The following is a 24,871-nucleotide window of genomic DNA, read 5'->3' on the forward strand; positions in this document are numbered from 1 at the left end:
GGGCAGCCCGCGCTCAGTCGGGGAGCGCCACCGCGGCGTTGGCGAGCAGGCCGCCGTCCACGGGCAGCGACACACCGGTGATGAAACTGGCCCGGTCCCCGGCGAGGAAGGCGATCGCCTCGGCGACCTCCGCGGGCCGCGCCACCCGCCCCAGCGGGTGCATCCCGCCCCACGCCTCCACCAGTGCCTGGGCGCCCCGGTTGCTGCCGTCCGAGAAGGTCCGGGCCGAGGCGCGCAGCATCGGGGTGTCCACCGAGGCGGGGCAGACCGCGTTGGCCCGGATCCCGTTCTTCGCCTCGTCGACGGCGATCGACCGGGCGAGCGCGTTGAGCGCTCCCTTGCTGGTGGTGTAGGCGGCGACGGACGTCTGGGTGACGAATGCCTGGACCGACGACACGATCACGACCGAGCCCGCTCCGCGCGCCCTGAGCTGCGGCAACGCATGTTTGACGGCGTGAAAGGCGCCGGTGACGTTGACCGCGAGGACCTCGTTCCACTCATCGGCGCCGGTGTCCGCCGCGGTGCCGTAGCGCTGGATCCCGGCGGCGGCGACCAGGATGTCGAGCCCGCCGTGACTGCGGGCGGCATGGGCGACGAGCCGGGCGACGGCCCGCTCGTCGGTGACGTCGGTCTCGACGCACTCCACCACCGACGGCAACGGCTCGGCCGCACCGCCGTGTCGCGGCGCGATACCGGCGGCCACGACCGTCGCACCCCGCGCGGCGAGCAGCCGAGCGGTCGCGTGTCCGATGCCGCTGAGCCCACCGGTGACGATCGCCACCTTGCCGTCGAACTCCGCCACGATCCACTCCCTAGGTGTGCGCACGGGCCTCGCACCGTGCGGGGCACGGGGCGGCTGGGACGGGCGGGGCACGGGGCATGACCACCGCGTCCGAAGGGCCAGACGGTTGCGATCCGGTGGCGCCGTCCTCACTCTAAACAACGTTGTCTCGGCCCGCTAGTGTGTGCTCGGTCCGCTCCTCGGCCGCCCTGGGGCAGCGTCCCCGTCTCGTGTGCGACCACCCGTCGGGCCGCGCGCCCGGCTGCCGACGAGCGAGGCCGAGCAGTGAGTTCGCGCGCTGAACGCGTGCGGTCGAGCCGGGCGCCGACGTCCGGGAGAAGGAGAGCGGCTGGTGGCCGGTGAATGGATCCGATGGCCCGTCAACGTCCTCGCCAGGTTCGGCGGGGAACCCGTAGCGTTCGGCGGCGACTACAACCCCGAGCAGTGGGACGAGAGCGTGTGGCCGCAGGACGTCCGGCTGATGCGCGAGGCAGGCGTCAACCTCGTGACCGTCGGCGTCTTCGCCTGGGCGGCACTCCAACCGGGCCCCGGCCGATGGACCTTCGGCTGGCTCGACCGGGTGCTCGACCTGCTGCACGCGGGCGAGATCGCCGTCGACCTCGCCACGGCGACCGCCTCGCCGCCGCCGTGGCTCACCACCATGCATCCGGAGGTGCTGCCCGTCGACCGGCACGGACGGACCATGGCACAGGGCGGCCGCCAGGCGTGGTCGCCGTCGTCGGCCGTCTACCGCGAACACTCGCTCACGCTCGTCGAGAAGCTGGCCGAGCGCTACGGTGACCACCCCGCCCTGGCCCTGTGGCACGTGTCCAACGAACTCGGCGGCCACAACTCGCGGTGCTACGGCGACGCGAGCGCCGCCGCCTTCCGTGCCTGGCTCAGGGACAGGTACCGGGACTCGCTCCAGGAGCTGAACGCCGCCTGGAACACCAGCGCCTGGAGCCAGACGTACACGGCCTGGGAGCAGATCCAGCCGCCCCGGCTGACCTATACCGACTCGAACCCCACCCAGGTTCTGGACTTCGACCGGTTCAGCTCCGACCGGCTGCGCGAGCAACTGCGTGCGGAGACCGCGGTGTTGCGGCGGCTCACGCCGACGGTGCCGGTCACCACGAATCTGGTGCTGTTCGACGCGGGCAAGAACATGAACTACAGCTCGTGGACCGACGGCATGGATCTCATCGCCAGTGACCACTATCCGCGGCCGGCGGCCGACGCACAGACCGAGCTGGCCCTCTCGGCCGACCGGGCCCGCGGACTGGCGCGGGGGAAGCCGTGGCTGCTCATGGAGACGGCCACCGGCGCCACCAGCTGGCGCCCCGTCAATCCGGCCAAGGCTCCCGGCCGGCTGCGCAGGGACATGTTCTCCCACCTGGCCCGCGGAGCCGACGGGATCTGCTTCTTCCAGTGGCGGGCCGCGCGGGCGGGCGCCGAGCGGTTCCATTCCGCGATGCTGCCGCACGCGGGGGCCGACAGCCGCAAGTTCCGGGAGGTGGCGGCGCTCGGCGCGGAACTGGCGGCCTGCGCCGCGGTACGGGGGAGCGAGGTGGTTGCGGACTGCGCGCTGCTGTTCTCGGAGGAGTCGTGGTGGGCGGCCGAACGGGAGTCGCATCCGCACAACGGCCTGTCCTACCTGGACACCGTCCTGAAGTGGTACGGCAGTCTGCGGGACGCGGGCGTCACCGTCGACGTCGTCCCCCCGTCGGCCGGCCTCTCGGGCTACCGGCTGATCGTCGTACCCCTGCTGTACCTGGTCTCCGACGCGGACGCCGCCGCCCTCGCCGCCGCGGCGGCGGCGGGGGCCACCGTGCTCGTCACCTATTTCTCCGGGATCGTCGATCCCCTGGACCGGGTGCGGCTCGGCGGTTATCCCGGGGCGTTCCGCGATCTGCTGGGGGTGCGGGTCGAGGAGTTCGCTCCGCTGCCGGAGGGGGAGTCCGTACGGATCGACGGGATCACCGGGCCCGCGCCGGTGGCCACCTGGCACGAGGAGATCGACCTCACGGACGCCGAGGCCGCGGGCTGGTACGTGAGCGGCGACCTCACGGACCGGCCGGCCGTCACCCGTGCGGCGCGCGGCACGGGCGAAGCCTGGTACGTGGGGGTGGAGTTGGCCGCGGCCGCGCGAGCGGCCCTGGTGGCGGAGCTGGTGAAGCGGTCCGGGGTGACGGCGGCCGCCGGCGGTCTGGAGACGGTGATCCGGCGCTCGGCCGCCCATGACTACGTCTTCCTGATCAACCACGGCGACACCGGGACCACCGTGCCCGGTTCGGGCACCGACCTCCTGGACGGATCGGTGCACCGGGGATCGGTCACGGTGCCCGCGGGCGGCGCCCGGGTGCTGCGACGGGAGCGCTGACTCCGGGCGCACGACGGCGGGCACCGGACGCTCCGTCCGGTGCCCGCCGCCGCTTTCGGTGCGGTCAGCCGAGGCCCAGGCCGTTGAGGACGCCCTGGAGATAGCCGATCGCGTGCGCCCGGCCGCGGCTGCAATACGCCTCGGACGAGATGTCGCCCCAGGTGTCCACGTCCCCGATCATGGCCGGCACATGGTCGTCGATGAGGAATCCGTCGAATCCGGCGTCGTCGAGCCGTCGGATCACCCGCGCCGGGTCGAAGTTGCCCTCGCCGAGGAAGCATTCGCGAAAGCTCGGCACGGTCCCGCGGACGTCCCGGAAATGGACGTAGAAGATCACCGGTCCCAGTCGGTCGATGACCTCGTTGACGCTCTGCTCCCCGGCCATCTCCGACACCGTGCCCAGGCACAGGTTCAGCCCCCAGGACGGACTGCCGCCCGCCTGCCCGCGCGCGCGGACGAGGGCGTCCGGCGAGGTGAAGATCCTGGCGATGCCGCCGAGGGGCTCGTCGGTCGGGGGGTCGTCGGGGTGCAGGGCGAGCCGCACGCCGACCTCCTCCGCGACGGGCAGGACGGCGTCGAGGAAGTACTGGTGGTTCGCCCACATCCGGTCCGCGGTGATGGGCTCGTCCACGGGATGGTGCGGGGTCAGCCGGTATCCGGCGAGCGCGTTCCCGGCGGGTACGTCGGCCAGGTCGAAGGCGGTGACTAGGGCGCCGCCGCGGCCCTGTGCGGACATCTCGGTGCGCCAGACGTAGGTGGCGAGGAAATTGTAGCCGAGCAGGTCGATCCCCACGGCGGCCAGATTGCGGATGGTCCGCTGATAGTTCTCGATCTGTTCGTCGCGGCCGGGCAGACCGCGCTGGACCTTCCAGAAGTGCGCCAGCGGGACGTTCTCAAGACCGTCGATCGCGAGCCCGTCGCCGTCGCAGCGCTCCCGCAGGGCCCGCAACTCGGCCAGGCTCCAGAAGCCGTCTCTTCCGGGCAGCACGTCCGGGGTGTGCAACTGCACCCCTGCGAGGCCCAGTTGATGCGCGAAGGTGGCGATCCGGGAGTCGTAGGTGTCGACATGGCCGAGGGAGAGCCGGACGGTCATGCGCGCCCGGCCCGCCGCTGTCGGTGCCGGTCGGGTCCGCCGGTCTCGTACTCCATGACGTCGCCTTCCATGAGGTGGGGGAAACGGCAGGACGGCACGGCTCCGGTGGGTGCGCCGGTGGTACGGGAGCCGGGCGGTTCGGTGCGCATGATTCTCCTGGTGATCCGTTCGCCGGGAAGTGCCGTGGCCGGGACGACGGCCCGCTGCCGCGGACGGACGGGACCCGCGGGGTTCGTCGTCGGCGCCGTCGGTCTCGTCGGCTCCGTCAGTGTCGATGGTGCCGCCGGTGCCATCGGGTTCATTCCGTGAAGTAGCCGGGGTACTCGGCGCGCAGGCCCGGGCCGCGCTCCAGCGCGCGCCGCGCGTGTCTGCTGATCAGCGCGCGGCCCGCGGACACGTCGGCCGTCTCCAGCGCGTCCACGATCAGCCGGTGCTCGTCGATCAGTTCCCGCATCGCGGCGGCGTCGGGCAGCGCGAGCCGGCGCAGCCGGTCGAGTTGCAGCTTCATCCGCTGCACGGCCTGCCAGGCCCCCGGATAGCCGCTGAGCGTGAAGATCTCGCTGTGCAGGGCCTCGTCGGCGGCGAAGAAGCCGTCGTAGTCCTCGGTGCGACAGCTGTGTTCCTGGCGTTCGAGCAGCTCGCGCAGCACCGTGACGTCGGGTGCCGGACCGGCGCACGCCGCCTCGAAGGCCGCGACCTCCAGGCCCTCCCGGACGAAGCGCGCCTCTTCCACGTCCCGCAGCCGGATCAGCCCCACCCGGGTGCCCACCTGGGGCACCACATGGACCAACCCGGCGTCGACGAGCCGTGCGAGCGCCTCGCGCACCGGGGTGCGGCTCACCTGGAGGCGGCCCGCGAGGTCCGTCTCCGACAGCGAGGCCCCGGGGGCGAGCCGCAGTTCACGGATGGCCGAGATCAGCTCGTCGTGGACGAGGTCCGAGGTCCGCGTGCGGGTCCGGTCCCGGATGACCGGCGCGAGCCGTGCGTCTCCGCCGGCCGGTGACCGCTGGGAAGTGCGTGCTTCTTCAGGAGCATTCACGAAATGATCGTTGCATGCCAATAGCTTGTATGCAAGTATCCCGCCGTTCATCCCGAGCCGTACAAGCAGAGAGTGAGGCGCAGTCATGGTCATGCGAACGGCGAGACTCGCCGCTGCGGCCGTAGCCGCCGGCATCGTGCTGACGGGGTGCAACGGCAGCTCCGGAGCGAGCAGCACCGGCCCGGCCGAGATCACCTTCTGGGGCTGGGCTGCGGGCTACGAGAAGTCCGTGGCGCTGTGGAACAGGACCCACCCCGACATCCGTGTGACGTACGAGGCCATCACCGACGGCGGGGCCGGCGGTTACGACAAGTTGTTCACCGCCGCCAAGGCCGGCAAGGCCCCCTGCCTGGCCCAGGTCGGCTACGAGACCTTCGCCAGTTTCCTCGCCGCCGGCGTCCTCCAGGACGTCAGCGACCAGGTGAAGCCGCGGCGGGCCGAGTTCGCCGACTGGGTCTGGGGCAACGTCGGCGTCGACGGCAGGACCTACGGCGTGCCCGTCGACACCGCCCCGATGGCCATGTTCTACCGCGCCGACCTCTTCCGGAAGGCACACCTCGCGGTGCCGAAGACCTGGGAGGACTTCACGAAGGCGGCGGCCGCGGTGAAGGCGGCCGACCCGTCGGCCCGCATCATGAACCTCCCCACCGACCCCTACCTGTACGCCGGGTTCGCCTGGCAGGGCGGCGCCCCCTGGTTCGGCACCAAGGGCGACGCCTGGTCGGTCTCGCTCGACAGCACCGCCAACACCAAGGTCGCCGACTACTGGCAGGGGCTGTTCGACCAGGACCTCGTCACGTCGTACCCGGCCTTCGACGCCACGCTGTATTCCGCCTGGAGCAAGGGCAAGGTCTGGGCGGAGGTCGGTCCGGTCTGGTCCGCGTCCCTCATCCGCGACAACGCGGCCGGATCCGCGGGCAAATGGGCCGTTGCGCCGATGCCGCGGTGGAACGGCACGGACACCGTCGGCAACTCGGGCGGATCGGCCACGGCCGTCATGAAGGACTGCGCGAGGCCCAAGGAGGCCACGGAGTTCGCCCTGTGGATGTCGACCGACACCGGATCCGTGTCCAACCTGATCGCCTCCGCGGCCATCCTCCCGGCCGCCAAGTCCGGCCTCGCCAACAAGGCGCTGGACGCGCCGCAGAGCTACTACGGCGGCCGGCCCGTCTACCAGTTGTTCCGTGCGGAAGCGGCCAAGGTGAACTCCGGCTGGCGGTGGGGCCCGGTCATGTCCACCACCGCGACGACGCTCGGGGACGGGCTCGGCAAGGTGCACACCAAGCAGTCCACCATCCGGGACGCCCTCGACGACGCCCAGCGGGGCACCGTGTCCGCGCTGCGCTCCCAGGGGTTCTCCGTCAGCGACTGACCGCCGCGCGAGCAGGTCCGTGCCGCGCCGTCGCCCCCCCCGCCGAGTCCTCGGCTCCGCTCGGACGGGGACCCCGGACGGGACGGCACCTCGTGGCCGACCGCGCGGTTCCCCGCGCCCCGTCCGAGCGCCGCCGGCCCTCCGCGGGGCTCGACGGCCGCACGGCCCCGCACCCCCGTATCCACTTCCACAGCAAGGGTGACCGTGTCCCACGTGACGATCCGACGGCGCCGCCTGAGCGAGTTCCGGCGAGCCGCGCCGTTCGTCGTGCCGTTCCTCCTCCTCTTCGTCGTCGTCTACCTCGTACCCACGGTCTACTCCGTGGAGCAGAGCTTCTTCACCGTGCACCGCTCCGGCCTCGGCCTGGGCGGAGCCGACACCGTCTTCGCGGGCTTCGACAACTACGTCCGCGCCTTCCAGGACCAGGACTTCGTCGCCTCCCTCGGCCGGGTCGCCCTCGTCGGCGTCATCCAGGTACCCGTGATGCTCGGCATCGCGCTCGTCCTCGCCCTGCTGATCGACTCCTCGGCCTCGAAAGGACGCCGGTTCTTCCGGATCGCCTACTTCGTGCCCTACGGGCTGCCCGGTGTGATCGCGGGCCTGGTCTGGTCGTTCCTGTACGCGCCCACCCTCAGCCCGATCACCAAAGGGCTCGCGTCGCTGGGCGTCCACGTCAGCTTCGTCGGCGACGCCGCGCTGCCGTTCTCCATCGCCAACATCCTCACGTGGGCCTGGACCGGCTACAACACGATCCTCATCTTCGCGGCGCTGCAGGCCGTCCCCGAGGAGACGGTCGAGGCCGCCGCCCTCGACGGCTGCTCCGGCTGGAAGGCCGCACTGCTCATCAAGGTCCCGCAGATCCGGCCGGCCCTGCTGCTCACCCTCGTCTTCTCGGTCATCGGCACGTTCCAGCTCTACAACGAGCCGACCACGATGAAATCGGTGGCCCCCAACCTGTCCTCCTCCTACACCCCGATCATGGCCGCGCTCCGCTCGCTCGCGGCCAACGACTTCCACTACGCGGCCGCCCAGTCCGTGCTCCTCGGCGCGTTGATCTGCGTGCTGTCCGTCTTCGTCTTCCGCGCGTCGGCGAGGAGCGTCGACGGATGACCACGACCCTGCGACCACCCACCCGCCCCGCACCCGTGGCCCGGAGACCGGGACCGCGGCGCACCCGCGGCAACCCGCTCACGACGGTCAGCCCTGCCTCGCGGCTGCTCGTACTGGCCGTCATGGCCCTGTTCGCCGTCTACTTCCTGCTGCCGGTGTGGTGGCTGGTCGTCTCCGCGACCAAGGGCCGCGGCGAGATCTTCGCCGGCAACGGCTTCTGGTTCGGCAGGCACTTCGCCCTCGTCGAGAACGTCCAGACCCTGTTCCAGGCGCAGGGCGGCATCTACGGCCGCTGGCTGCTCAACTCGCTGCTGTACGCGGCCGGCGGCGGCACCGTCTCCACACTGCTCGCGGCCATGTGCGGATACGCCCTCGCCAAGTTCCCCTTCCCCGGCCGCGAGGCGGTCTTCGGCACCGTGCTCGCCGCGGTGCTGCTGCCCGCGCCCGTGCTGGCCGTCCCGCTCTATCTGCTGTTCAGCTACACCGGCACCGTCAACACCTTCTGGGCCGTCTTCGTCCCGAGCGTCGTCAGCCCCTTCGGGGTCTACCTGAGCCGGATCTACGCCGCCTCGTCCATACCCGACGCCCTCATCGAGTCCGGGCGCCTCGACGGAGCCGGGGAACTGCGGATCTTCGCGCTGTGCGCCCGGCTCATGGCACCGGCGATGGTCACGGTCTTCCTGTTCCAGTTCGTGGCGATCTGGACGAACTTCCTCCTGCCCTCCCTGATGCTCGCCGACACCAGGCTCCAGCCGGTGACCGTGGGCCTCGTCGGCTGGCGCGAACTCCAGGGCTACCCCATCAGCTACACCACCGTCGTCACGGGCGCCCTCGTCTCGGTCGTGCCGGTCGTCGCCATGTTCGTCTCCTTGCAGTCGTTCTGGAGCAAGGGCCTCGTCACCGGAGCCGTCAAATAGCCCACCCGCACCGACGAAAGGATGATCCATGAACATCCTGACGCGCATGGTGGCGTGCCTGTGCGCCACCGTGCTGATGGCGGCACCTGCCACCGCCGCCCGGGCGGCGGACGACCCCCCGCCCGCAAACCTCCTCGCCGCGGACATGGACACCGGATTCGACGGCGGCACCAGCCCGCTGACCGCCGCGAACCCGGCATCGGGCGGCACCGAGCAGATCGTCGACGTGGGCGGCGACAACGCCCTCGAACTGCGCGACGCCTCCCAGGGCAGCAACCTCTCCAGCTACTTCTACCGGCGCTGGTCCACCGGCACGCTCAAGGACCGCATCAACGAGATCTACCAGCGGCCCACCGGCAGGCCCGCGCAGCAGTTCGTCCTGCGCTACGGCCTCCGACGCAGCGCCGCGAGCGACAAACCGGTCGCGAAGGACATCTACGCACAGATCCAGTTCGGCAACTTCGACAACAACCTCGTGCCCCGCTTCCCCGTACCGGCGGTCAGCCTCACCACCACCTCCGCCTACACCGACACCTCCGGCGGCCTGTCCCCGGTCGACGACACCGACATCGCGCAGTACCGCTTCACGATCGTGCCCAACGGCGGCCGGCGGCTGATCTCCACGGTCGAACTCGGCTTCTCCGTACGGGTCGACACCGGCGGCACCGACGAGGCGATCACCGTCGACGACCTCGGCGTGTACGAGGCCGGCGGGGGCGTCACCGACACCGAGCCGCCGACCGCGCCGACCGGCCTCACCCGCGCGGCCGGATCCGCCGACGGCATCTCCCTCGGCTGGACCGCGTCGACCGACAACCTCGGCGTGACCGGGTACGATGTCTTCCGCGACGGCTACCAGGTGGCCTCCGTCGGCGGCAGCACCACCTCCGCGGTGATCGGCGGCCTGATGCCTGCCACGCACTACACGTTCACGGTGCGGGCCAGGGACGCCAGCGGCAACGTCAGCCCGACGAGCGTCCCGCTCGACGCGTCGACCGGACCGTACGTGCCCGAGAAACCCGCGCCCTACCCCGGCACCCAGCAGTCCCGCACGCAATGGCTGTGGGACAAGACCAAGGCCATGAAGGAGGAGAGCGGCGCCGTCAACGTCGCGGCGTACACGGCACAGCTCGCCGACTACGAGAACACGGCCGTGAACCTCGCCAAACTGGACGCGCAGTTCCGGAGCTACGACTACGAGCAGTACAAGACCATGGCGAAGATGTACTCCTACCTCATGGTCGGTGACCAGTTCGACGCCGTCATGCTCGCCCATGTGCGCGGCTATTTCGCCTCGTACGCCTACCAGAAGCTCCCGCAGACCGAGAACCTGCGGATGAGCAACTACGCCACCGGGTACCTCGTCGGCCAGTACTTCCCCGACCTCGCCGACCTCAACGGGAACTCGGGGGCGCAGCTGAAGGCCGTCAACAAGGCCAACATCCTGGAGATGGTGGACGCGGGGGTGCGCCGCGGCTGGGCGGAGTACCAGAGCCCCGAGTACACGTTCATGACGTACTTCTGCCTCAACGCCCTCTACCAGTGGGCCGACGACGACGGACTGCGCCGCCAGGTGAAGATGGCCATGGACGTGATGTGGTTCGAGTGGGCGAACGACTGGATCGACGGCTACATGATCTCCTCGGAGAGCCGCGCCAAGGGCGACCTGTCCGCGGTCAACGATCCGACCTGGCGGCCCGCCGACCACTCCACGCTCGCCTGGACCTATTTCGGCGCCCACCGCGCCCAGTCGGGCGTCGGCGAATCGGACAACCCGGCCCCCTCCGCCTACCGCCCCAACCTTGAGTACGCCGGCCTCGTCGCCTGGCCGGGGACGACGTACACGCCCCCGGCGCTCGCGGTGAAGATCGGCCGGAAGACCGACAAGTCGTACACCTCACGCAAGGCGAACCTGCAGAACTCCGGCGGACACGCCATGGACGTCTACCGCACCACCTATGTGCGGCCCACCTGGGGACTGGGCACCGAGGTCCAGTACCGGCGGGTCGACAACTGGATCGAGGACCTGCCGGTCGTGCTCCGCTGGCGGTCCGATGCCGCCAATCCGCTCTTCCGGCTCTCCACCGACCAGGGCAACGCCCCGATCGGCACCTACGACCAGCCCGCCGACCAGCGGGTGATGCAGGACGGTCCCACGGCGGTCGGTGTCTACCGGTCGTCCGGCGACCAGACGTCGAACTACCTCAACGCGCTGTTCCCGGCGAACGGTTCGATCCGTGAACGGCGTGCGGTCGACGGCTGGACCGTCGCCGACACCGGCACGATGTACTTCGCGTTCAAACCGGCCAAGCCGGGGACCTGGTACCACCAGACACCGAACGACCCCGCCGACAAGGTGAAGACGACGGCGCAGAACCACCCCACCGCCACGCTCAGCTACAGCTACGACATCCTGCGCAGCCAGGCCGACCGGAACGGCTGGGTGCTGGAGACGGCGGACGCTTCGGCCTACCCGGACCTCGACGCCTTCGCGCAGGCCCTGACCAGCACCACCAGCCTGGACGTGAGCCACATCGACGATCCGGCTCCGCGGCTCGTCTACCACAGCCTGAAGGGCGACGACCTCGACATCACCTTCGACTCCGCGGCGGACGCGCCCGGTCCCACCCACCTCGTGAACGGCACACCGATCGACTACGACGCGTACCCGTTGTTCGACACCCCATGGCTGCACCAGGGCGAACTGGGCAGCAGGTTCACGGCCTCGGCCGACGGCGAGACCGTCGTCTACGACTTCGGCCGCTGGATGGTGAAGGCCAGGCACGACAGGGAAGGGGAGGAGGCTTCGGGCCGGCGGTGAGCCGGTGCGAGGTGTCCGCCCGTGGGGCGCGGGCGGACACCTCGGGGCCGGGCTGCCGGGTGGCTCAGCCGGTCGGCGGCCGGTCGGTCAGGGCCACGTCGAAGATGTGCATGACGCCCCGGTCGGAGCCCTGGGGGAGCACGACGGCGGCGACGTGCTTGGCCGGGTCCAGAGCCGTGGGCACGGTCGCGAACACCTTTGCCTGGGCGGTGTCGGTGCCGCCGGACGCGTTGTTGCGGCCCTGGGTGGTGATCAGCGGGGTGTTGCCGAACTGGTAGGAGGTGCCCGGGGTCCAGTCGGTGAGCTGCACCGGCACCTCCTGGGCCGAGCCGTCGGTGTACTCGACGACCGCGGTGCCCTGCGACGGACCGTTGGTGGCCAGGCCGAGGAACGAGATGCCGGTGGCCCGGGTGTCGTGCAGGCCGATCCGCTGGCCGTGCGGAATCCAGTTGTCGGGCTCGCCCGGCCCCGCGTCCGGCCAGGTGAAGACGGCGCCGGTGGCACCCAGCGGCAGGCGCGCGCCGGGGGTCGCGCCCGCGGCCGCGAACTGGTCGCGGGAGAGCGAGTTGTCGCTCAGGTCGAGCATTAGCCGAGGTCGCCCCGGCCCGCCGGGGTGGTGCCGATGTCGTTGCGGTCGTCGCTGCCGTCCGTGCCGTCAGTTCGGTTCTGACATCGTTGTCGGTGCGCACCGCGTAGTAGCCGGGCTCGGCCTTCTCCTGGTCGTGGCCGAACGGCAGGTAGTAGTCGGTGATGTGCGCGGCCGGGCTCGTGGGCAGCGCGCCGCCGGGCAGTTCACCGGTGTACGGCAGGACGGGGAAGTCGAACGCGCCGAACCGGCCCTCGCATCCGGTGCCGGACAGCCGGGCCATGCCGAAGCCGCGGATTTCGTCGGCGGTGTATGCGTACCCGCCCTTCTGGTCGCCGTCGCTCGTCCGGTAGGTGGTGGGGCTGGACTGCACCATGCCGAACGGCACGGTGGCGCCGGGATAGGTGTCGCCGTAGGCACTGTTGCCCTTGTTCTGGCCGGTGTCCAGCCGGGTGCCGATGAACTGGTCCACCGCGTCGAAGGGGTCGATGGTGCTGTTCGACGCCACTGCCGTGCCGGGCAGCAGGCCCGACAGGACCGTGCCCAGCGCGAGGGTACCGGCCAGCAGCCGGCGCCGCCCGGCACGGGGCCGCGGCCGGAGCCGGGAACCTGATCTCCACATGGATGTCTTGGTCCTCCACTGCCGCTGGCGGGGACCCGCGAGCGGGGAACTCGCGGTACGGGGCGCTACGTTGGTGATGAACCGCACCAGGTATGGGTACCGGAGAAGGCTGGGTCATGAACACCACGGGAACCGGCCGGGCCGTACCCGGTCAGGGCCCGTCCGGTCCGCAACGACCTTACGCACCGGCGCCGTAGGGGAGTACCCGGCCGAACTGTGCTGTCAGCATCCCCGTGTCGGGGGAGCGGTCCGGCCCGGACCAGGGGCCGGGCTCGTGCGGAGGGCCGCGGACGGCCGTCGGCGGATGCGGCGACCCGACGCTCTCGCCCGTGCTCCCCGCAACCGCTCGTCCTTCTCTCCCCTTCCGCCATCCCCTGCGTGGTTCCTCTTCTTTCCCGTCCGCGCCGTCCTCGCCCGCGTCGCCCTCGTGGACATCGCCGGAGGAGGACGCTGCGGCCCCCGGTCGTCAGACCTGGGGGCCGCCAAGGCTCCGGCTCAAGCCGATGCCGACTGCTCGGGGACGGAATCCTCCGGCGGCGGTGCCGGGGGAGGAGGGAAGAGGAGGTCTTCCAGGGCCTGCATGGCGAAGATGAGGAGCATCAGTGCTACGGGGATGAGCAGGAAGAGCAGGATCACGTGGCCTCCCAGAGGAGTAGTGATCAGCCTGTGGCGGGTCCGTGGCACGAACGCTTTCAGCATGCGTCCGGATGGGTGACCGCGCACATCAGTGCGGATGAACGCAGGGCCGTTCGAGTGAAAGACGTCTGCCCGGATGCGTCCTTCGGCGTGCTGGGTGACCCTGGCGCCCTTGGGACGACGGCTCTCTCACCCGGATGCGCGGGGTAGCGGCGACGTGCCCGATCGACGACCCGAGCACCTGCCGCGACGCCGTGCGATCACCGAGGGGCACACGCCACGCCGCTCGGGTTGCCGGGGCTCACCAGCCGTGCTGTCCGCCCCTCGCGGCGCTGCCGGTGGACGGGAGCGGACGTGCGCCGCGCACGCGCACGGGCCCCCGGGAGCCTCAGCTTCCCTGCTGGTGCCGGCGCTGGTCGCCGATCCGGTCCCGGGCCCCGGGGTGCGGCACCTGGTCCCGTACCCAGGTCTTCAGCAGGGGCGAGTGGAGCGCCGGCACCCAGAGGTCGGCCCGTCCGGCATGCGCCCCGTCCGGCCGGTGGCCCACGCCGAGGACCCGCAGTCCCGCACGCCACGCGGACTCGACCCCCGTCAGCGAGTCCTCGACCGCCAGCGCGCGGTGCGCGCTGGCGCCGCACAGCCGCGCCGCCGTCGCGTACACGTCGGGCCAGGGCTTGGGGCGGACGACCGCAGGCGCGAACACCGACGGGTCCCCGCCGGCGGCGTCCGGGGGCATGCCGGACGGGACGACGATGTGCCGGAAGTGCCGGAGCAGACCCGCTCGGGAGAGGCTCTCCTCCACGACCTCCAGGGGGCAGTTGCTGGCCACCGCGAGCGGCAGCCGGCCGGAGAGGGAGCGTACGAACTCCGCGGCCCCCGGCATGGTCACGGGATTGCCGGCGACGAGGTCCATGAAGTGGTCCAGCAGCGCCTTCGTCAGGTCGGCGGCCAGTTCGGGCTTGTGTGCCTCCTCGGCCATCAGCCGGCCGCAGTCGGTGTAGTGCACGCCCTTGGCCCGCTCCGCGAACCCGGCGGAGGGCGTCAGCCCGAAGGCGTGCAGGGCCCGCGTCCGGGCGTCCTGCCAGTGGCGTTCGGTGTCCATCAGGGTCCCGTCGCAGTCGAAGACGACGGCGTCGGGGGACCAGTCGAGAAGGGAAGGGGCATGGGTGGTCACAGTGCCTCCTGCGGGAGGGGGCGGTCCTGCTCGTGGCGGACCGCGGTTCGGGTGAGTGCTGCGGCTTCCCGGGCCGGACGCGTGTGGTCCGTGCGTCCACCGGTGTCGGCGTACGGACGGAACGGCGCGGACTCAGGGCATTCCGTGGCAAAGGGGAAACATCGCATTCGCTACGCTATTTTCGCTTCGGAGCGTGTCGCAATCACTACTTCGAGTGCTCGACAATGACCCGAGTCGAGGTGTAAGCGGGATCAGATGTGCGGCGCTTGCCCATTGACCTCACGAGTCGTCAACCGTGCATGAGTGCGGCCGAGTTGACGAATATGCGAAGGGCAAGCCGGAACCGTGGCGTCCGGTGGGGGAAAGGTCGCCTTGGCGCCAGGAACCGCGCCGTTTCAACCTCGAAATCACCCGTAAGAATTAACGATCGAAAGAATTGGTCAATCAATGTGCGCGGATGTGAAGAATTGCTCCGGGAGTGCGCGGGCGCACTACATTCTCCGGCGTCACGGGAATGCTGAGCGAAGGTGGACAGCACGTTGCAGGAACGGGCCAGGGCAACCCGCAGATCACTCCTGGAGGCAGCGGCCTGCCTCTTCGCCGAGCAGGGCTACGCCCGCACCAGCGTCAATGACATAAGTGCCAGGTCCGGGCGGACCAGCGGCTCCGTCTACTTCCACTACGCCAGCAAGGAAGGGGTCGCCCTCGCCGTCGTCCAGGACCGGTTCGCCACCTGGCCGGGCCTCGCCGCGCGGTACACCGACCGGGCGGTACCGCCCCTGGAACGCCTAGTCGCTCTCAGCTACGACATCGCCCGGGCCCTGGCCGAGGACACCCTCACACGCGCGGGCGCACGCCTGTGGGCCGAGCGCGACGTCATCGATGCCCCGCTGCCCGACCCCTTCGCCCTGTGGACCGCCGCCGCCACCCGCCTTCTCGCACAGGCCCGCGCCGCCGGCCACCTCGCGTACCACGTCCGTCCTGCCGCCACCGCACGCACCCTGGTGCGCGCCTTCTTCGGGCTGTGCACCCTCACCGAGGCCCTGGAGGGCCCGCACACCGTCACCGACCGCCTCACCGAATGGTGGCAGCTGACCCTGCCGTCCCTGGAGCGGCCCGCGGACCCGGCGGGCACCGCCGGCAGGGCGCGGAGCGAAGCCGCACGCCGAGCGGTACGGAGCCCGGCGCGGCGGACGGACTGAGGAGCGGCGGGCCGCCGCCGCGGCCTTCGCGGGACCGGGCGACGGACCGTGGCGCGGCCGCCGCGCCCACCGTCCGCGGCCCGCCGACACCGAGTGGCTCGGCCGCGACGGGTCACGGAGCATGGGACTGACGGGGATGCCCGGACAGCGCACCCCGGCGACCGCCGGACCGGTCCGATCGGCACCGGAGTGAGGCCCTGGGGGAAAAGGGGTGCGAGCGCATGGCGGACAACCCGGTCGAGGCCGAGGACTCATACCGGTCTGCGACGCTGAGCGGCGTACCGCGCCACCGCCGGCTCCAGGCGCTGGAACTGCTGCTGACCGAGCAGCGGTTCAGGATCGCCCGCTACGTGGCGGCGCACTCCGTGCCCGGCGGAAAGCCGCGCCTGTGCTCCCGCAGGCTCCCACGGGCCACTCCCGACATCGACTCCCTGGCGCGGAAGCTTCTCGACGCGGTGCCGGTGCCCATCACCCTCGTCCTCGCGGTGCCCGGCGAGGGCGACGAGCCGATGGAGTTCTACTACGTGGGGCGGAACCTGGCTGCGCAGGAGGACGTGGCCCGCAATCTGCCGCCCGGTGCCCTGCCCCCGTGGACCGGGCCGGTGCCGCTGTTCGACCGCTATCCGACCCTCGTGAACACGGGCGTCCCCCGTCTGCTGGCGGAAGCCCACCGCAGCAGGCGGACGCAGGGTCCCGAACCGGCCGAGTGGCCGCTGCTCGCCCCCGACGGCCTGGTGATCCGTATGAGCACCGAGGTGCGCGTGATCCCCTGTGCGGATCTGCTGCTGCTCACCTGGGAGCGGGGGCAGGAGTCCCTGATGGCGCAGGAGGCACAGCGCCTGGCGGGCGTGTGCTGGGCCGAGTGGAATCTCGGTGACGGCAGCACCCGGACGTCGTCCGGACTGCCCGGTGTCCTGGGCCTGCCAGCCGAGCAGCCGCTGCCCGGTCTCCTTGACCTGGGCCGCATGGTGGAGCCGGACAGCCTGGACGAGCTGTACCGGTCGGTCCACGACATACTCCTGTGCATGCGGGTCGCGGACTGCGATCTGCGGCTGACCGGCCCGGAGAAGAAGACCGTCCGCTTCGTCGCCGAACCGGTGCGTCCGGCGGAGGGCCCGGTGTGGGCCGTACGCGCGGTGCTCCACGACGTGTCCGAGGACCGCACCAGCCGCGCCGTGGCCGAAGAGGCCATCCGGGAGGCACGCACGCAGCGGGAGCGTGCCGACGCCGTCGCCCAGGTGGCCGAACGCCTGCGCAGCGCCGTCCTGCCCGGCTTCCCGGCGGAACTGGCCCGGCACGGGGTCGAGGCGGCGGCCGTCTACCGCCCCGAGGCCCGCGCGGCACGGGTCGGCGGCGACTGGTACAAGACCCGGATCCTGCCGAACGGGAAGGTGCTGATCGCGCTCGGCGACGCCCGCGGCCACGGCCTCGACGCCGTCACGCTGATGGCGAAACTGCGGTATGCGCTGGCCGGGCTGGCGTACACCGGCAAATCGGTGGAACGGCTGACGGGCTGGCTGAACGTGGTCGCCTGCGACGACGGGGCGGAGTCCACCGCCACCGCGGTCGTCGCCCGCTACCACCTCGGCCGAGGGCTGCTGCGCTGGACGTGCGCGGGCCATCCGCTGCCCGTCCTGGTGCGTGACGGACGGGCCCGCATGCTCGATCCGCCGCCGGGCGGTCCCGGCCTGCCGCTGGGCGTGCTGCCCCGTGAGGTGTACCGGGCGGCGGAGACCTTCCTGCGCCCGGGCGACGTGGTCCTCATGTACTCGGACGGTCTGATCGAACGCCGTGGCTCCGACCTCGACCGGGACTCCTCCCGGCTGCTGCGGGCCGTCGACACCTGCGTCGGCGGCGGCATCCCGCCCGGGGGCGAGGCCCTGGACGCCTTCGCCCGCAAGTTGGTCGACGAGCTGACCGGGCCCCACACGGCCGACGACGCCACGGTGCTTGCCTTCCGCGTCGTGCGGGACGACACCGACCGCCGGTCCGGCGCCTGACGCCGGTCGCCGGTCCGGCGCCTGACCGACTGACTCCGCTCGCCGGTCCGGTGCCCGCCCGGCCGCCGGTGCCACCGGATCGTGAGCGGCGGGAGGACAGGGCCGCCGTGGCAAGCGGTGGCAGACGGCTGTGACCAGGCCCGGTATCCGGCACGGCGCGCCCCGGCCGTCAGCGGCGCGCGTCGGGTGTCGCCGGTGTGTCCCCCATGGTCACCACGCGGTCGGCGGCCCGCACCACGAGCGGGTCGTGCGTGGCCACCACGGTGACACAGCCGTACTGGTGGGTCGTCTCCGTCAGGAGGCCGACCAGGCCGGCCGCCTGCTCCCGGTCGACCGCCGCCGTCGGTTCGTCGACCAGCAGCACCTCGGGTTCCAGCAGCAACGCCCGGGCCACCGCGATCCGTTGCCGCTCGCCGCCGGAGAGCGCGTCGGCCCGGTGCCGGAGCCGGTGGCCCAGCCCCACCTCGGACAGCAGCGCCTCGGCCCGCGCGCGCAGCCCGCGTGCCGAGCGGCCGGCGACCGACCCGGCGGCCAGCAGCTGTTCGACGGCGGTGAGCCCACCGAGGAGGTTTCCGCTCTGGAAGACGTAACCGATCCGCTCACGGCGCAGCCGTGCCTGGTCGGAGGCGGACAGCCGGGCGATGTCCGCGCCGCCGAGCAGGACCTGACCCGAGTCCGGCCGCAACAGGGCACCCGCCGTGGCGAGCAGGGTGGACTTGCCCGACCCGGACGGGCCGACCAGCGCGGTCACCGCCGCGGCCGGGAAACAGGCGGACAGCGCACGCAGCGCGGTCGTCCGGGACTCGCCGTGGCCCAACGTCACGGTGACATCGAGGAGTTCGAGGCTCATCGGGCGGCTCCCAGCATGGTCATCGGATCGACGGTCGTCACCTTGCGCAGCGTCACGGCGGTGCCGGCCAGCCCCACGAGCGCCACGGTGGCCATGGCAGTGGTGAGTCCCGCGGCGGGCAGGCTGAACGGGACGTCGGCGCCCACCAGCAGACCGACGCCCTCGGCGAGCGCCGCCCCGGCCGCCGTGCCGGCACCGACCACGACCGCGGCCTGGGCGAGGGTGTGGCCGAGCAGCCGGCGCCGCGACGCGCCCAGGGCGCGCAGCAGGGCCAGTTCCGGTCGGCGCTGCACGGTCCACACCGCGAAGAAGGCACCGACCACGAGCGGGGCGATGACGTACAGGAACGCCTGGATGGAGGTCATCGTGACCCGCTCGCCCGTGTAGCCGGGAGCGGCGGCGTAGGCGTCCCGCACGGTGATCGTGTGCGTGCCGAGCGCCTGGTCGCCAGCCGTGAGATCCGTGCCGGGGCGGACCCTGAGCGCGACGCCGCTGTACTGCCGCGGCAGTTCGCTCGTGGCCGAGTGCGAGCCGGGCATGGTGAACCGCAGCCCGAGCCAGGTCTCGGCCGGCACATACAGGACGGGGACATGGCCGTAGGCGGAGCGGCCGGTGGTACCGGTGACCTTCAGGCCGATGCCCAGCCGGTCCACGGTGAGGGTGTCGCCGATCCGTACGCCCTCGTCGACGAGGGCCTGGGAGACCACCACGCCGGACGGGGTGCCCGCCGCGAGCGGGGTGCCGGACGTGGCGCCGGGGTCGATGAAGGAGCCCGGCTCGACGCCGAACGCGGCGAAGTCGACCTCCGTCCTCCGGTCCGTGGTGCCCCGGTCGATGGTGACACCCAGCGGCGTGGCTTCGACGCCCCGGCGGGCGCGCCATCCGTCGAGGGCCGCCGGGCCGACCAGGCTGCGGGCGAACTGGTCGGAGTCGGTGCCGGAGGCGAAGGCGAGATGGGTCGCCGGGAGCCCGCGCAGCGCGGAGGTCGTGTCGTCGCCCAGGCCGGTGGTGAAGCCGGAGACGACGCCGACGAGCGCGGCGACGAGGACCACGACGCTGCCCATCAGGAGAAAACGGCCGCGGGCCGCCTTCAGTTCGAGCAGTGCGAGGTACACGGGGGTGCCTTTCGAACGCTTCTTGGGGACACTGTGTCGCCAAGATAGTAGATGGCGACGCTGTGTCCCCAAGTGGGGTCGGTACGGCGTCGGCTTCTAGACTGGGGCGCGTGCCCAAGATCAGTGCTGACACCGTCGCCGACCACCGCGCCCGGCAACGCCGGGCGCTGATCGGGACCGCGCGGGAACTGCTGGAGGAGGGCGGCTCCGCGTCCGTGACCTTCGCCGCGGTGGCCGCCCGCACCGGGCTGGCCCGCAACAGCGTCTACAAGTACTTCGCCGACCGCGGGGAACTCCTGGCCGAAGTGGTGCGCGAGGCCACGCCCCGCTGGACGCGACGCATCCACGAGGAGATGGCCGCGGCACCGGATCCCGTGGCCCGGGTTGCCGCCTATGTGCGCGCCCAGCTGATGCTGGTCCGCGACGGGGAACACCGCATCGCCCAGGCTCTGACCGCCGACCGCGACGCGGCCGTGCTGCGGGAGGCGGCCGCCGAGGCGCACCAGGCGATCCTGGAACCGCTGATCACCGCGCTCACCGGCCTCGGCGACGAGGCCCCGCTCCGCACGGCCCGGCTGCTCCAAGGACTGGTCGACGCCGCGACGACGGCGCTCGAATCGGGCGACGACTTCGACGCGGTCACCGAACGGACGGTCCGCCTGGTCACGGGGGCCGTGGCCACGGTCGCGCGCCGCCCCCCCAACTGACCGTCCGTTGCCGCGACTTCCGGCCGGGCGGCATGCCCGCCGCGCGTGCCGCGCGACGGTGCACGGGATGTCACCGAGGGTTCACCTGGCAGGTACCTGACCGATGACGCGGCCGTCTCCGTACGGAACTGTGATGGTTCCGAGGACGGTGCCGGGACGGCGTACGGCACCGCAAGAGCCGTAGGTCAGGAGAGGCATGTCCGTCACAGCCGAGTCACCGAGACGCACGACGCGCCGCGGAAAGCAGGGAGTCGCACGAAGCATCGCGCTCGGGACCGCGCTGGCCCTGGTCGCCTTCGTCCCCTCGGCCGCCGCGAGCGCCCGGACCGCCGCCCCGGCCGGCAGCGGGATCGCGTGGACCACGCAGCAGGTGGCACCCGGCGTCCAGGTCCGTACCGGGGTCCTGAGCGACGCCGACGCCGCCGGCGCGTGGACGGTCACCGTCCAGGCCCCGGCCGTCAACCGGCTCACCGGCGCCGCCACCTGGGCCCCGCTGGGGGACCGCGACTGGGCCGACGCCACCGCCGGGCGGCTGCGGTCGGCCGGGTTCGAACCGCGCCTGGAACAGGTGGTGTGGGACGAGTACTCCGACACGCCGCGCGGCACCATGGGCTGGCAGGTCAGGGTCGGGCGGTACGTCACCCAGGCCGAGACGGGCACGGTCAACTCGGCGGTGAAGGCGGCCGGTTTCCGTACCACCGTCGAGTGGACGGGCTACGACGGCCGGCAGCCCGCCGACGCGCAGCGCATCCACGTGGCCGTCGTCGACCCGGCGCGCCTGCGCGGCACGATCGAGGTCAGCGACGGCGGTGACGTCGCCGACCGCGAGAAGACCTCCGCGGTGGCCGCCCGGCTCGGCTCGCTGCTCGGCGTCAACGGCGGTTTCTTCATCACCTCGGACGTGGACGGCGTCCAGGGCACGATGGCCGGTCTGTCCGCCGTGAACGGTGAACTGGAGTCCATGGCGGCCGGTTCACGCGCGGCACTGATCCTTCAGGACGGCGGACGGCACCCGCGCGTCGCGGACCTGTCCACCACCGTCACCGTGCGCGCCGGCTCCGCCCGCCACGCGGTGCAGGGCATCAACCGGGTCCCGGGCAAGGTGCGCAACTGCGGCCGTCCCGGCGCCGTGCCCACCGAACTGCCCCGGCACGACACCACCTGCTCGCTCGCCGACGACCTGGTGAAGTTCACCTCCGCGTTCCGGGCCCGACTGCCCACGGGCCCCGGTGTCCAGGTGGTCCTGGACCGGCGCGGTGTCGTCGTCTCCAGCGGCGAGCGGGGCGGCGTCGCGCCCGCGCAGGGGTCGGTGCTGCAAGGCACCGGCGAGGCGGCCGCATGGCTCACCGAGCACGCGGGCGTCGGCCGCCGGCTGACGCTGCGCGAGGACGTCCGGGACGCCTCGGGACGTCTGGTCGGGCTCGGGCCCGACGACAGCATCGTCAGCGCGGCACCCACCCTGGTCGAGGACGGCCGCGTGCACATCGACGCCGCGACCGAAGGCACCCTCGACCCGCTCGACCTGTCCTTCGGGTTCGCCTGGTCCAATGTGCGCCAGCCCCGCACCCTGGCCGGCGTCGACCGGCACGGACGACTCCTCCTGGTGACCGTCGACGGCCGTCAGCCCGGCGTCAGCGAGGGATTCACCCTGGCCGAGGCCGCCCGTTTCATGCGATCCCTCGGGGCCGTACAGGCCCTCAACCTGGACGGCGGCGGATCCACCACGATGGCCGTGGACGGAACTCTGGTCAACGGCCCCTCCGACGCCACCGGCGAGCGTGCCGTCGGCGACACGATCCAGATCCTGGCGGGCGACGGACGGGACTGAGACCCACCGGTCCGGGGCGGCACCGCGCCGCGGGCCGCCGTGCCGGCGGCCCGGCGGCTGGTGTCGCCCCGTTGCCGTGCCACCGTGCCGGCCGCAGGCCCGGGCCGGGACACCGCGGCCTGCGCGACACCGGGCCGGGTCCCGGCGGGCCGGTGGGCCGCCGGGTCAGGCCAGGGCGGTGGCCTCCGCGGCGATCAGGGCGCCGCGCCCGGCGGACAGCCCCGCCTTGCCCGCCTGCTTCTTCGCCCACGTCGCGAGGTGCGCGTAGTGGCCACGGCCGAGCATGCCGGTCATCGTCGAGACGACGTGGTCCTCGGCGCCCGAGGTCAGGATCAGATGGGCCAGACCGGTCCGGGACGCCGTGACCGTGAAGACCGAGGCGGCCGTGGTGGTGCCGCCGGGACCGATGGCCTCGGCGCGCAGGGTGTGCTCACCGGCGGTGAGCCCCGCGAGGTCGAGGGACTGCCCGGCGCTGACCGGGGCGCGTCCAGGGTGAGGGCGACCTGGTCGGCGCCGGTGGACCGCACCGTGACGACCGGGGTCTGCGCACGGTCGGGCCGGGCGTCCGCGGCCGGGGAGACGAGGCTCACGGCCGGCGCGTCCGGGGCCGTTTGCCGCCGTTGCAGCCAGACGGCGTTCCAACCCGACAGCTCCGCAGGGCGGTTGGTGATGATGCCGTCCACGCCCGCGGCCTCCAGCGCCTGCCAGCGGGCCGCGCTGTCCACCGTCCACACGTTCACCGCGACCCCGGCCGCGTGCAGGCCCTTCACGACACCGGGATTCTTGGACAGGGCGCCTTCCGACGGGTTGTAGGCCGAGAGGTGCAGTTCCTCGGCGACGGCCACCGGATCGGCGTCGAGGGAGTCCCGCAGCAGGCCCAGCGGCAGCTCCGGAGCCAGCTCATGGGTGTATTGCAGGGCGCTGACCTCGAAACTCTGCACGAACACCCGGCCGGTCATGCCGTGGTCCCGGACGGTCTTGACGATCGTGGCGACCTCGTCCCGGGTGTGGGCGCCCTTGATCTCCAGCAGCAGGTCGCCGCCCCGGCTCCTGAGGTCCGCCAACTGGGCGGCCAGCGTCGGGACACGCGCGCCCTCGTAGGCGGGGGCGAACCACGCACCGGCGTCCAGCGCGTTCAGCTGAGCGGAGGTCAGGTCGCGGATGCGGCCGGTGCCGTCGGTGGTGCGGTCGACCGTGGCGTCGTGCAGGACGTACGGGACGCCGTCCTTGCTCGGCTGGACGTCGTTCTCGATGTACGCGGCGCCGCCGCGGCGGGCGATCTCGTCCGAGACCAGGGTGTTCTCCGGGGCGGCCGAGGAAGCGCCGCGGTGCGCGATCACGGTCAGCGGGGAGCCCATGGGCGTATGTGGCTCTCGGCGGGCAGTTCGGTCACCTTCAGGTCGTCGAAGGACACGGTCGCGCCGTTGACGACCAGGGCTTCCACGCCGGTCGCGGAGCGGGCGAGCCTGCTGGTACGCATGGCCTCGGTCCCGTTGAAGAACCAGCGCGCCCCGGTGCCGTGCACGTCAACGGCGATCCATACGTCGCGGCCGGTGTCGGCGGTGGAGGGCGCGGCTGCGGTGTCGGTGACGTTCCAGGCGTCGGCGGTGGTGCGCTGGGCGAACCGGTGCCCGGTCGTACACCAGGAGGCCGGGGGCGGACCCGCGGGGAACCCGTCTTCGCCCGTGGCGTGATCAAGTGGTGCGGACCGGCGCAGTACGGCTTCGTCCCCGACCGGGGACACGCGGTCCCGAGATGCGTGGGTGCCGGGGTTGCGGAAGCATGACGAGGAAGCGGTTCGCGCCCCGCGGGGACAGGTCTCGCGGGGACGGGTCCCGGGGGTGGGCGTGCGCACCGGCGTACCGGTGCCTTTCGGGCCGGGGGCGGGAAGGGCCGTCGCGGCTGTGCCGACCGGAGTCTTCGGATGCACTTGCTGAATCGCAGAATCGAACTGTCGCCGGATTCCCGGAAGCCGACGACACCGCCAGGATCAGCTTCCTGGCTGTGCGCCAGAGACTGGGGACTGCTGCTGATCAGGCTGACCTTCGGACTGCTGATGGTCGGTCATGGCACGCAGAAACTGTTCGGGATCTTCGGGGGGCCGGGACTCGCGGCCACCGGCAGGACCTTCGACGCCCTCGGCTACCACCCGGGTGAGGTCTACGCCGTGATCGGTTCCCTCTCCGAACTCCTCGGCGGCCTGGGTCTGGCCCTCGGACTGTTCGTCCCGCTCGCGTCCGCGGCCGTCGTCGGCGTGATGATCAACGCCATGGCCACCGTCAGCGGTGCCCACGGCCTGTGGGCCCAGAACGACGGTGTCGAGTACAACGTGACCATCTGCGTCGTCGCCCTCGCCCTCGCCGCCGTCGGACCGGGGCGGCTGGCCCTCGACCGGTTCTTCCCGTGGCGCGCGGGCGGCTGGCCCGAAGCGGCCCTCGCCCTCGGTCTCGGGGGCGTCGGCGCCGCCGTCGCGCTGAGCGTCTGAACCACCCGGCACGCGTCGACGTACATCGGTGGGCGACCGGCGCTCCGCCCCGCCGGTCGCTAGTAGTGCTTGGTCAGATTGGTCTTGGTCCTGCGTGTCTTTCGGGTTCGGTGTGGCGTTAAGTGAGATGTGACTCCGGACGAGGTGACTGCG

General features: G+C 72.0%; 21 protein-coding genes and 1 pseudogene. 10 read left to right on the top strand and 12 right to left on the bottom strand.

From position 1 onward, the window contains the following. Window positions 1-13: 13 nt before the first annotated feature. Complete coding sequence (locus ACFY2B_RS29195; RefSeq protein WP_390766046.1) at window positions 14-802, bottom strand: SDR family NAD(P)-dependent oxidoreductase; 789 nt, start codon at window positions 800-802, stop codon at window positions 14-16. Window positions 803-1,133: 331 nt separating this feature from the next. On the opposite strand from ACFY2B_RS29195, the gene ACFY2B_RS29200 reads away from it, so the two are divergent. After that, window positions 1,134-3,161 (top strand): beta-galactosidase, encoded by a 2,028-nt coding sequence (locus tag ACFY2B_RS29200; RefSeq protein ID WP_390766047.1) that lies wholly within the window; start codon window positions 1,134-1,136, stop codon window positions 3,159-3,161. 64 nt (window positions 3,162-3,225) lie between these two features. Here the strand turns inward: ACFY2B_RS29200 and ACFY2B_RS29205 are convergent, their stop codons facing one another. The 3 genes from ACFY2B_RS29205 to ACFY2B_RS29215 form a co-directional block, all read right to left on the bottom strand. Further along, window positions 3,226-4,254: a mannonate dehydratase gene (locus ACFY2B_RS29205; RefSeq protein ID WP_390766048.1), complete on the bottom strand. Its 1,029-nt coding sequence runs from the start codon at window positions 4,252-4,254 to the stop codon at window positions 3,226-3,228. Continuing rightward, a complete protein-coding gene (locus ACFY2B_RS29210) occupies window positions 4,251-4,403 on the bottom strand; it encodes a hypothetical protein (RefSeq protein ID WP_390766049.1) in 153 nt (50 codons plus the stop codon). The genes ACFY2B_RS29205 and ACFY2B_RS29210 overlap by 4 nt, the downstream gene beginning before the upstream one ends. A gap of 149 nt (window positions 4,404-4,552) precedes the next feature. Further along, entirely contained in the window at window positions 4,553-5,293 is a 741-nt protein-coding gene (locus tag ACFY2B_RS29215) for a GntR family transcriptional regulator (RefSeq protein ID WP_390766050.1), read from the bottom strand. Window positions 5,294-5,384: 91 nt separating this feature from the next. Here ACFY2B_RS29215 and ACFY2B_RS29220 point away from each other — a divergent pair, with 91 nt between their 5' ends. From ACFY2B_RS29220 to ACFY2B_RS29235, 4 genes are all read left to right on the top strand, one after another. Next, window positions 5,385-6,665 (top strand): ABC transporter substrate-binding protein, encoded by a 1,281-nt coding sequence (locus tag ACFY2B_RS29220; protein WP_390766051.1) that lies wholly within the window; start codon window positions 5,385-5,387, stop codon window positions 6,663-6,665. A 213-nt stretch (window positions 6,666-6,878) separates the two neighbouring features. Next, window positions 6,879-7,775, top strand: coding sequence for a carbohydrate ABC transporter permease (locus ACFY2B_RS29225; protein ID WP_390766052.1), 897 nt, complete (start codon window positions 6,879-6,881; stop codon window positions 7,773-7,775). Beyond that, window positions 7,772-8,692 carry a carbohydrate ABC transporter permease gene (locus ACFY2B_RS29230; protein ID WP_390766053.1) on the top strand — a complete coding sequence of 307 codons (921 nt, stop codon included), beginning with the start codon at window positions 7,772-7,774 and terminating at the stop codon, window positions 8,690-8,692. The genes ACFY2B_RS29225 and ACFY2B_RS29230 overlap by 4 nt, the downstream gene beginning before the upstream one ends. 28 nt (window positions 8,693-8,720) lie before the next feature. Beyond that, on the top strand, window positions 8,721-11,513 hold the full coding sequence (locus ACFY2B_RS29235) for a fibronectin type III domain-containing protein (RefSeq protein WP_390766054.1): 2,793 nt from the start codon (window positions 8,721-8,723) through the stop codon (window positions 11,511-11,513). A gap of 64 nt (window positions 11,514-11,577) precedes the next feature. On the opposite strand, the gene ACFY2B_RS29240 is transcribed toward ACFY2B_RS29235, so the two are convergent. The 4 genes and pseudogenes from ACFY2B_RS29240 to ACFY2B_RS29255 all read right to left on the bottom strand — a co-directional run bounded on the left by ACFY2B_RS29240 (window position 11,578) and on the right by ACFY2B_RS29255 (window position 14,531). Then, window positions 11,578-12,099: a hypothetical protein gene (locus ACFY2B_RS29240; protein ID WP_390766077.1), complete on the bottom strand. Its 522-nt coding sequence runs from the start codon at window positions 12,097-12,099 to the stop codon at window positions 11,578-11,580. Window positions 12,100-12,211: 112 nt separating this feature from the next. Then, a pseudogene (locus tag ACFY2B_RS29245) lies at window positions 12,212-12,721 on the bottom strand (glycoside hydrolase family 92 protein); the annotation flags it as partial. A gap of 495 nt (window positions 12,722-13,216) precedes the next feature. Continuing rightward, on the bottom strand, window positions 13,217-13,357 hold the full coding sequence (locus ACFY2B_RS29250) for a hypothetical protein (RefSeq protein WP_390766055.1): 141 nt from the start codon (window positions 13,355-13,357) through the stop codon (window positions 13,217-13,219). 388 nt (window positions 13,358-13,745) lie between these two features. Beyond that, on the bottom strand, window positions 13,746-14,531 hold the full coding sequence (locus tag ACFY2B_RS29255; RefSeq protein ID WP_390766056.1) for an HAD family hydrolase: 786 nt from the start codon (window positions 14,529-14,531) through the stop codon (window positions 13,746-13,748). A gap of 527 nt (window positions 14,532-15,058) precedes the next feature. Between ACFY2B_RS29255 and ACFY2B_RS29260 the strand changes: the two genes are divergently transcribed. Next, complete coding sequence (locus tag ACFY2B_RS29260) at window positions 15,059-15,733, top strand: ScbR family autoregulator-binding transcription factor (RefSeq protein WP_390766057.1); 675 nt, start codon at window positions 15,059-15,061, stop codon at window positions 15,731-15,733. A 221-nt stretch (window positions 15,734-15,954) separates the two neighbouring features. Further along, window positions 15,955-17,733, top strand: coding sequence for a PP2C family protein-serine/threonine phosphatase (locus ACFY2B_RS29265; RefSeq protein ID WP_390766058.1), 1,779 nt, complete (start codon window positions 15,955-15,957; stop codon window positions 17,731-17,733). Between the two features lie 169 nt (window positions 17,734-17,902). On the opposite strand, the gene ACFY2B_RS29270 is transcribed toward ACFY2B_RS29265, so the two are convergent. Continuing rightward, on the bottom strand, window positions 17,903-18,583 hold the full coding sequence (locus ACFY2B_RS29270) for an ABC transporter ATP-binding protein (RefSeq protein WP_390766059.1): 681 nt from the start codon (window positions 18,581-18,583) through the stop codon (window positions 17,903-17,905). Then, window positions 18,580-19,698, bottom strand: a complete 1,119-nt coding sequence (locus ACFY2B_RS29275; protein ID WP_390766060.1) for an FtsX-like permease family protein — start codon at window positions 19,696-19,698, stop codon at window positions 18,580-18,582. The genes ACFY2B_RS29270 and ACFY2B_RS29275 overlap by 4 nt, the downstream gene beginning before the upstream one ends. Window positions 19,699-19,808: 110 nt before the next feature. On the opposite strand from ACFY2B_RS29275, the gene ACFY2B_RS29280 reads away from it, so the two are divergent. After that, window positions 19,809-20,405: a TetR/AcrR family transcriptional regulator gene (locus ACFY2B_RS29280; protein ID WP_390766061.1), complete on the top strand. Its 597-nt coding sequence runs from the start codon at window positions 19,809-19,811 to the stop codon at window positions 20,403-20,405. A gap of 196 nt (window positions 20,406-20,601) precedes the next feature. Then, the gene (locus ACFY2B_RS29285; protein ID WP_390766062.1) at window positions 20,602-22,233 is read left to right on the top strand and encodes a phosphodiester glycosidase family protein; all 1,632 of its coding nucleotides are present in this window, start codon (window positions 20,602-20,604) and stop codon (window positions 22,231-22,233) included. A 332-nt stretch (window positions 22,234-22,565) separates the two neighbouring features. Here ACFY2B_RS29285 and ACFY2B_RS29290 read toward each other — a convergent pair whose 3' ends face one another. Next, window positions 22,566-23,591, bottom strand: coding sequence for a glycerophosphodiester phosphodiesterase (locus tag ACFY2B_RS29290; protein WP_390766063.1), 1,026 nt, complete (start codon window positions 23,589-23,591; stop codon window positions 22,566-22,568). Continuing rightward, a complete protein-coding gene (locus tag ACFY2B_RS29295; RefSeq protein ID WP_390766064.1) occupies window positions 23,576-23,977 on the bottom strand; it encodes a hypothetical protein in 402 nt (133 codons plus the stop codon). The genes ACFY2B_RS29290 and ACFY2B_RS29295 overlap by 16 nt, the downstream gene beginning before the upstream one ends. Before the next feature lie 180 nt (window positions 23,978-24,157). Between ACFY2B_RS29295 and ACFY2B_RS29300 the strand changes: the two genes are divergently transcribed. Then, window positions 24,158-24,718: a DoxX family protein gene (locus ACFY2B_RS29300; RefSeq protein WP_390766065.1), complete on the top strand. Its 561-nt coding sequence runs from the start codon at window positions 24,158-24,160 to the stop codon at window positions 24,716-24,718. The last annotated feature ends 153 nt before the right edge of the window (window positions 24,719-24,871 follow it).

It is taken from the genome of Streptomyces sp. NPDC001270, from assembly GCF_042896695.1.
GTDB lineage: Bacteria > Actinomycetota > Actinomycetes > Streptomycetales > Streptomycetaceae > Streptomyces.

What these genes read in the sequence shown, in the direction of transcription:
- ACFY2B_RS29210 (WP_390766049.1), bottom strand. Translation starts at nt 4,403, where the DNA reads ATGCGCACCGAACCGCCCGGCTCCCGTACCACCGGCGCACCCACCGGA.
- ACFY2B_RS29230 (WP_390766053.1), top strand. Translation starts at nt 7,772, where the DNA reads ATGACCACGACCCTGCGACCACCCACCCGCCCCGCACCCGTGGCCCGG.
- ACFY2B_RS29285 (WP_390766062.1), top strand. Translation starts at nt 20,602, where the DNA reads ATGTCCGTCACAGCCGAGTCACCGAGACGCACGACGCGCCGCGGAAAG.
- ACFY2B_RS29300 (WP_390766065.1), top strand. Translation starts at nt 24,158, where the DNA reads ATGCACTTGCTGAATCGCAGAATCGAACTGTCGCCGGATTCCCGGAAG.
- ACFY2B_RS29235 (WP_390766054.1), top strand. Translation starts at nt 8,721, where the DNA reads ATGAACATCCTGACGCGCATGGTGGCGTGCCTGTGCGCCACCGTGCTG.
- ACFY2B_RS29270 (WP_390766059.1), bottom strand. Translation starts at nt 18,583, where the DNA reads ATGAGCCTCGAACTCCTCGATGTCACCGTGACGTTGGGCCACGGCGAG.
- ACFY2B_RS29265 (WP_390766058.1), top strand. Translation starts at nt 15,955, where the DNA reads ATGGCGGACAACCCGGTCGAGGCCGAGGACTCATACCGGTCTGCGACG.
- ACFY2B_RS29240 (WP_390766077.1), bottom strand. Translation starts at nt 12,099, where the DNA reads ATGCTCGACCTGAGCGACAACTCGCTCTCCCGCGACCAGTTCGCGGCC.
- ACFY2B_RS29205 (WP_390766048.1), bottom strand. Translation starts at nt 4,254, where the DNA reads ATGACCGTCCGGCTCTCCCTCGGCCATGTCGACACCTACGACTCCCGG.
- ACFY2B_RS29290 (WP_390766063.1), bottom strand. Translation starts at nt 23,591, where the DNA reads ATGGGCTCCCCGCTGACCGTGATCGCGCACCGCGGCGCTTCCTCGGCC.
- ACFY2B_RS29220 (WP_390766051.1), top strand. Translation starts at nt 5,385, where the DNA reads ATGCGAACGGCGAGACTCGCCGCTGCGGCCGTAGCCGCCGGCATCGTG.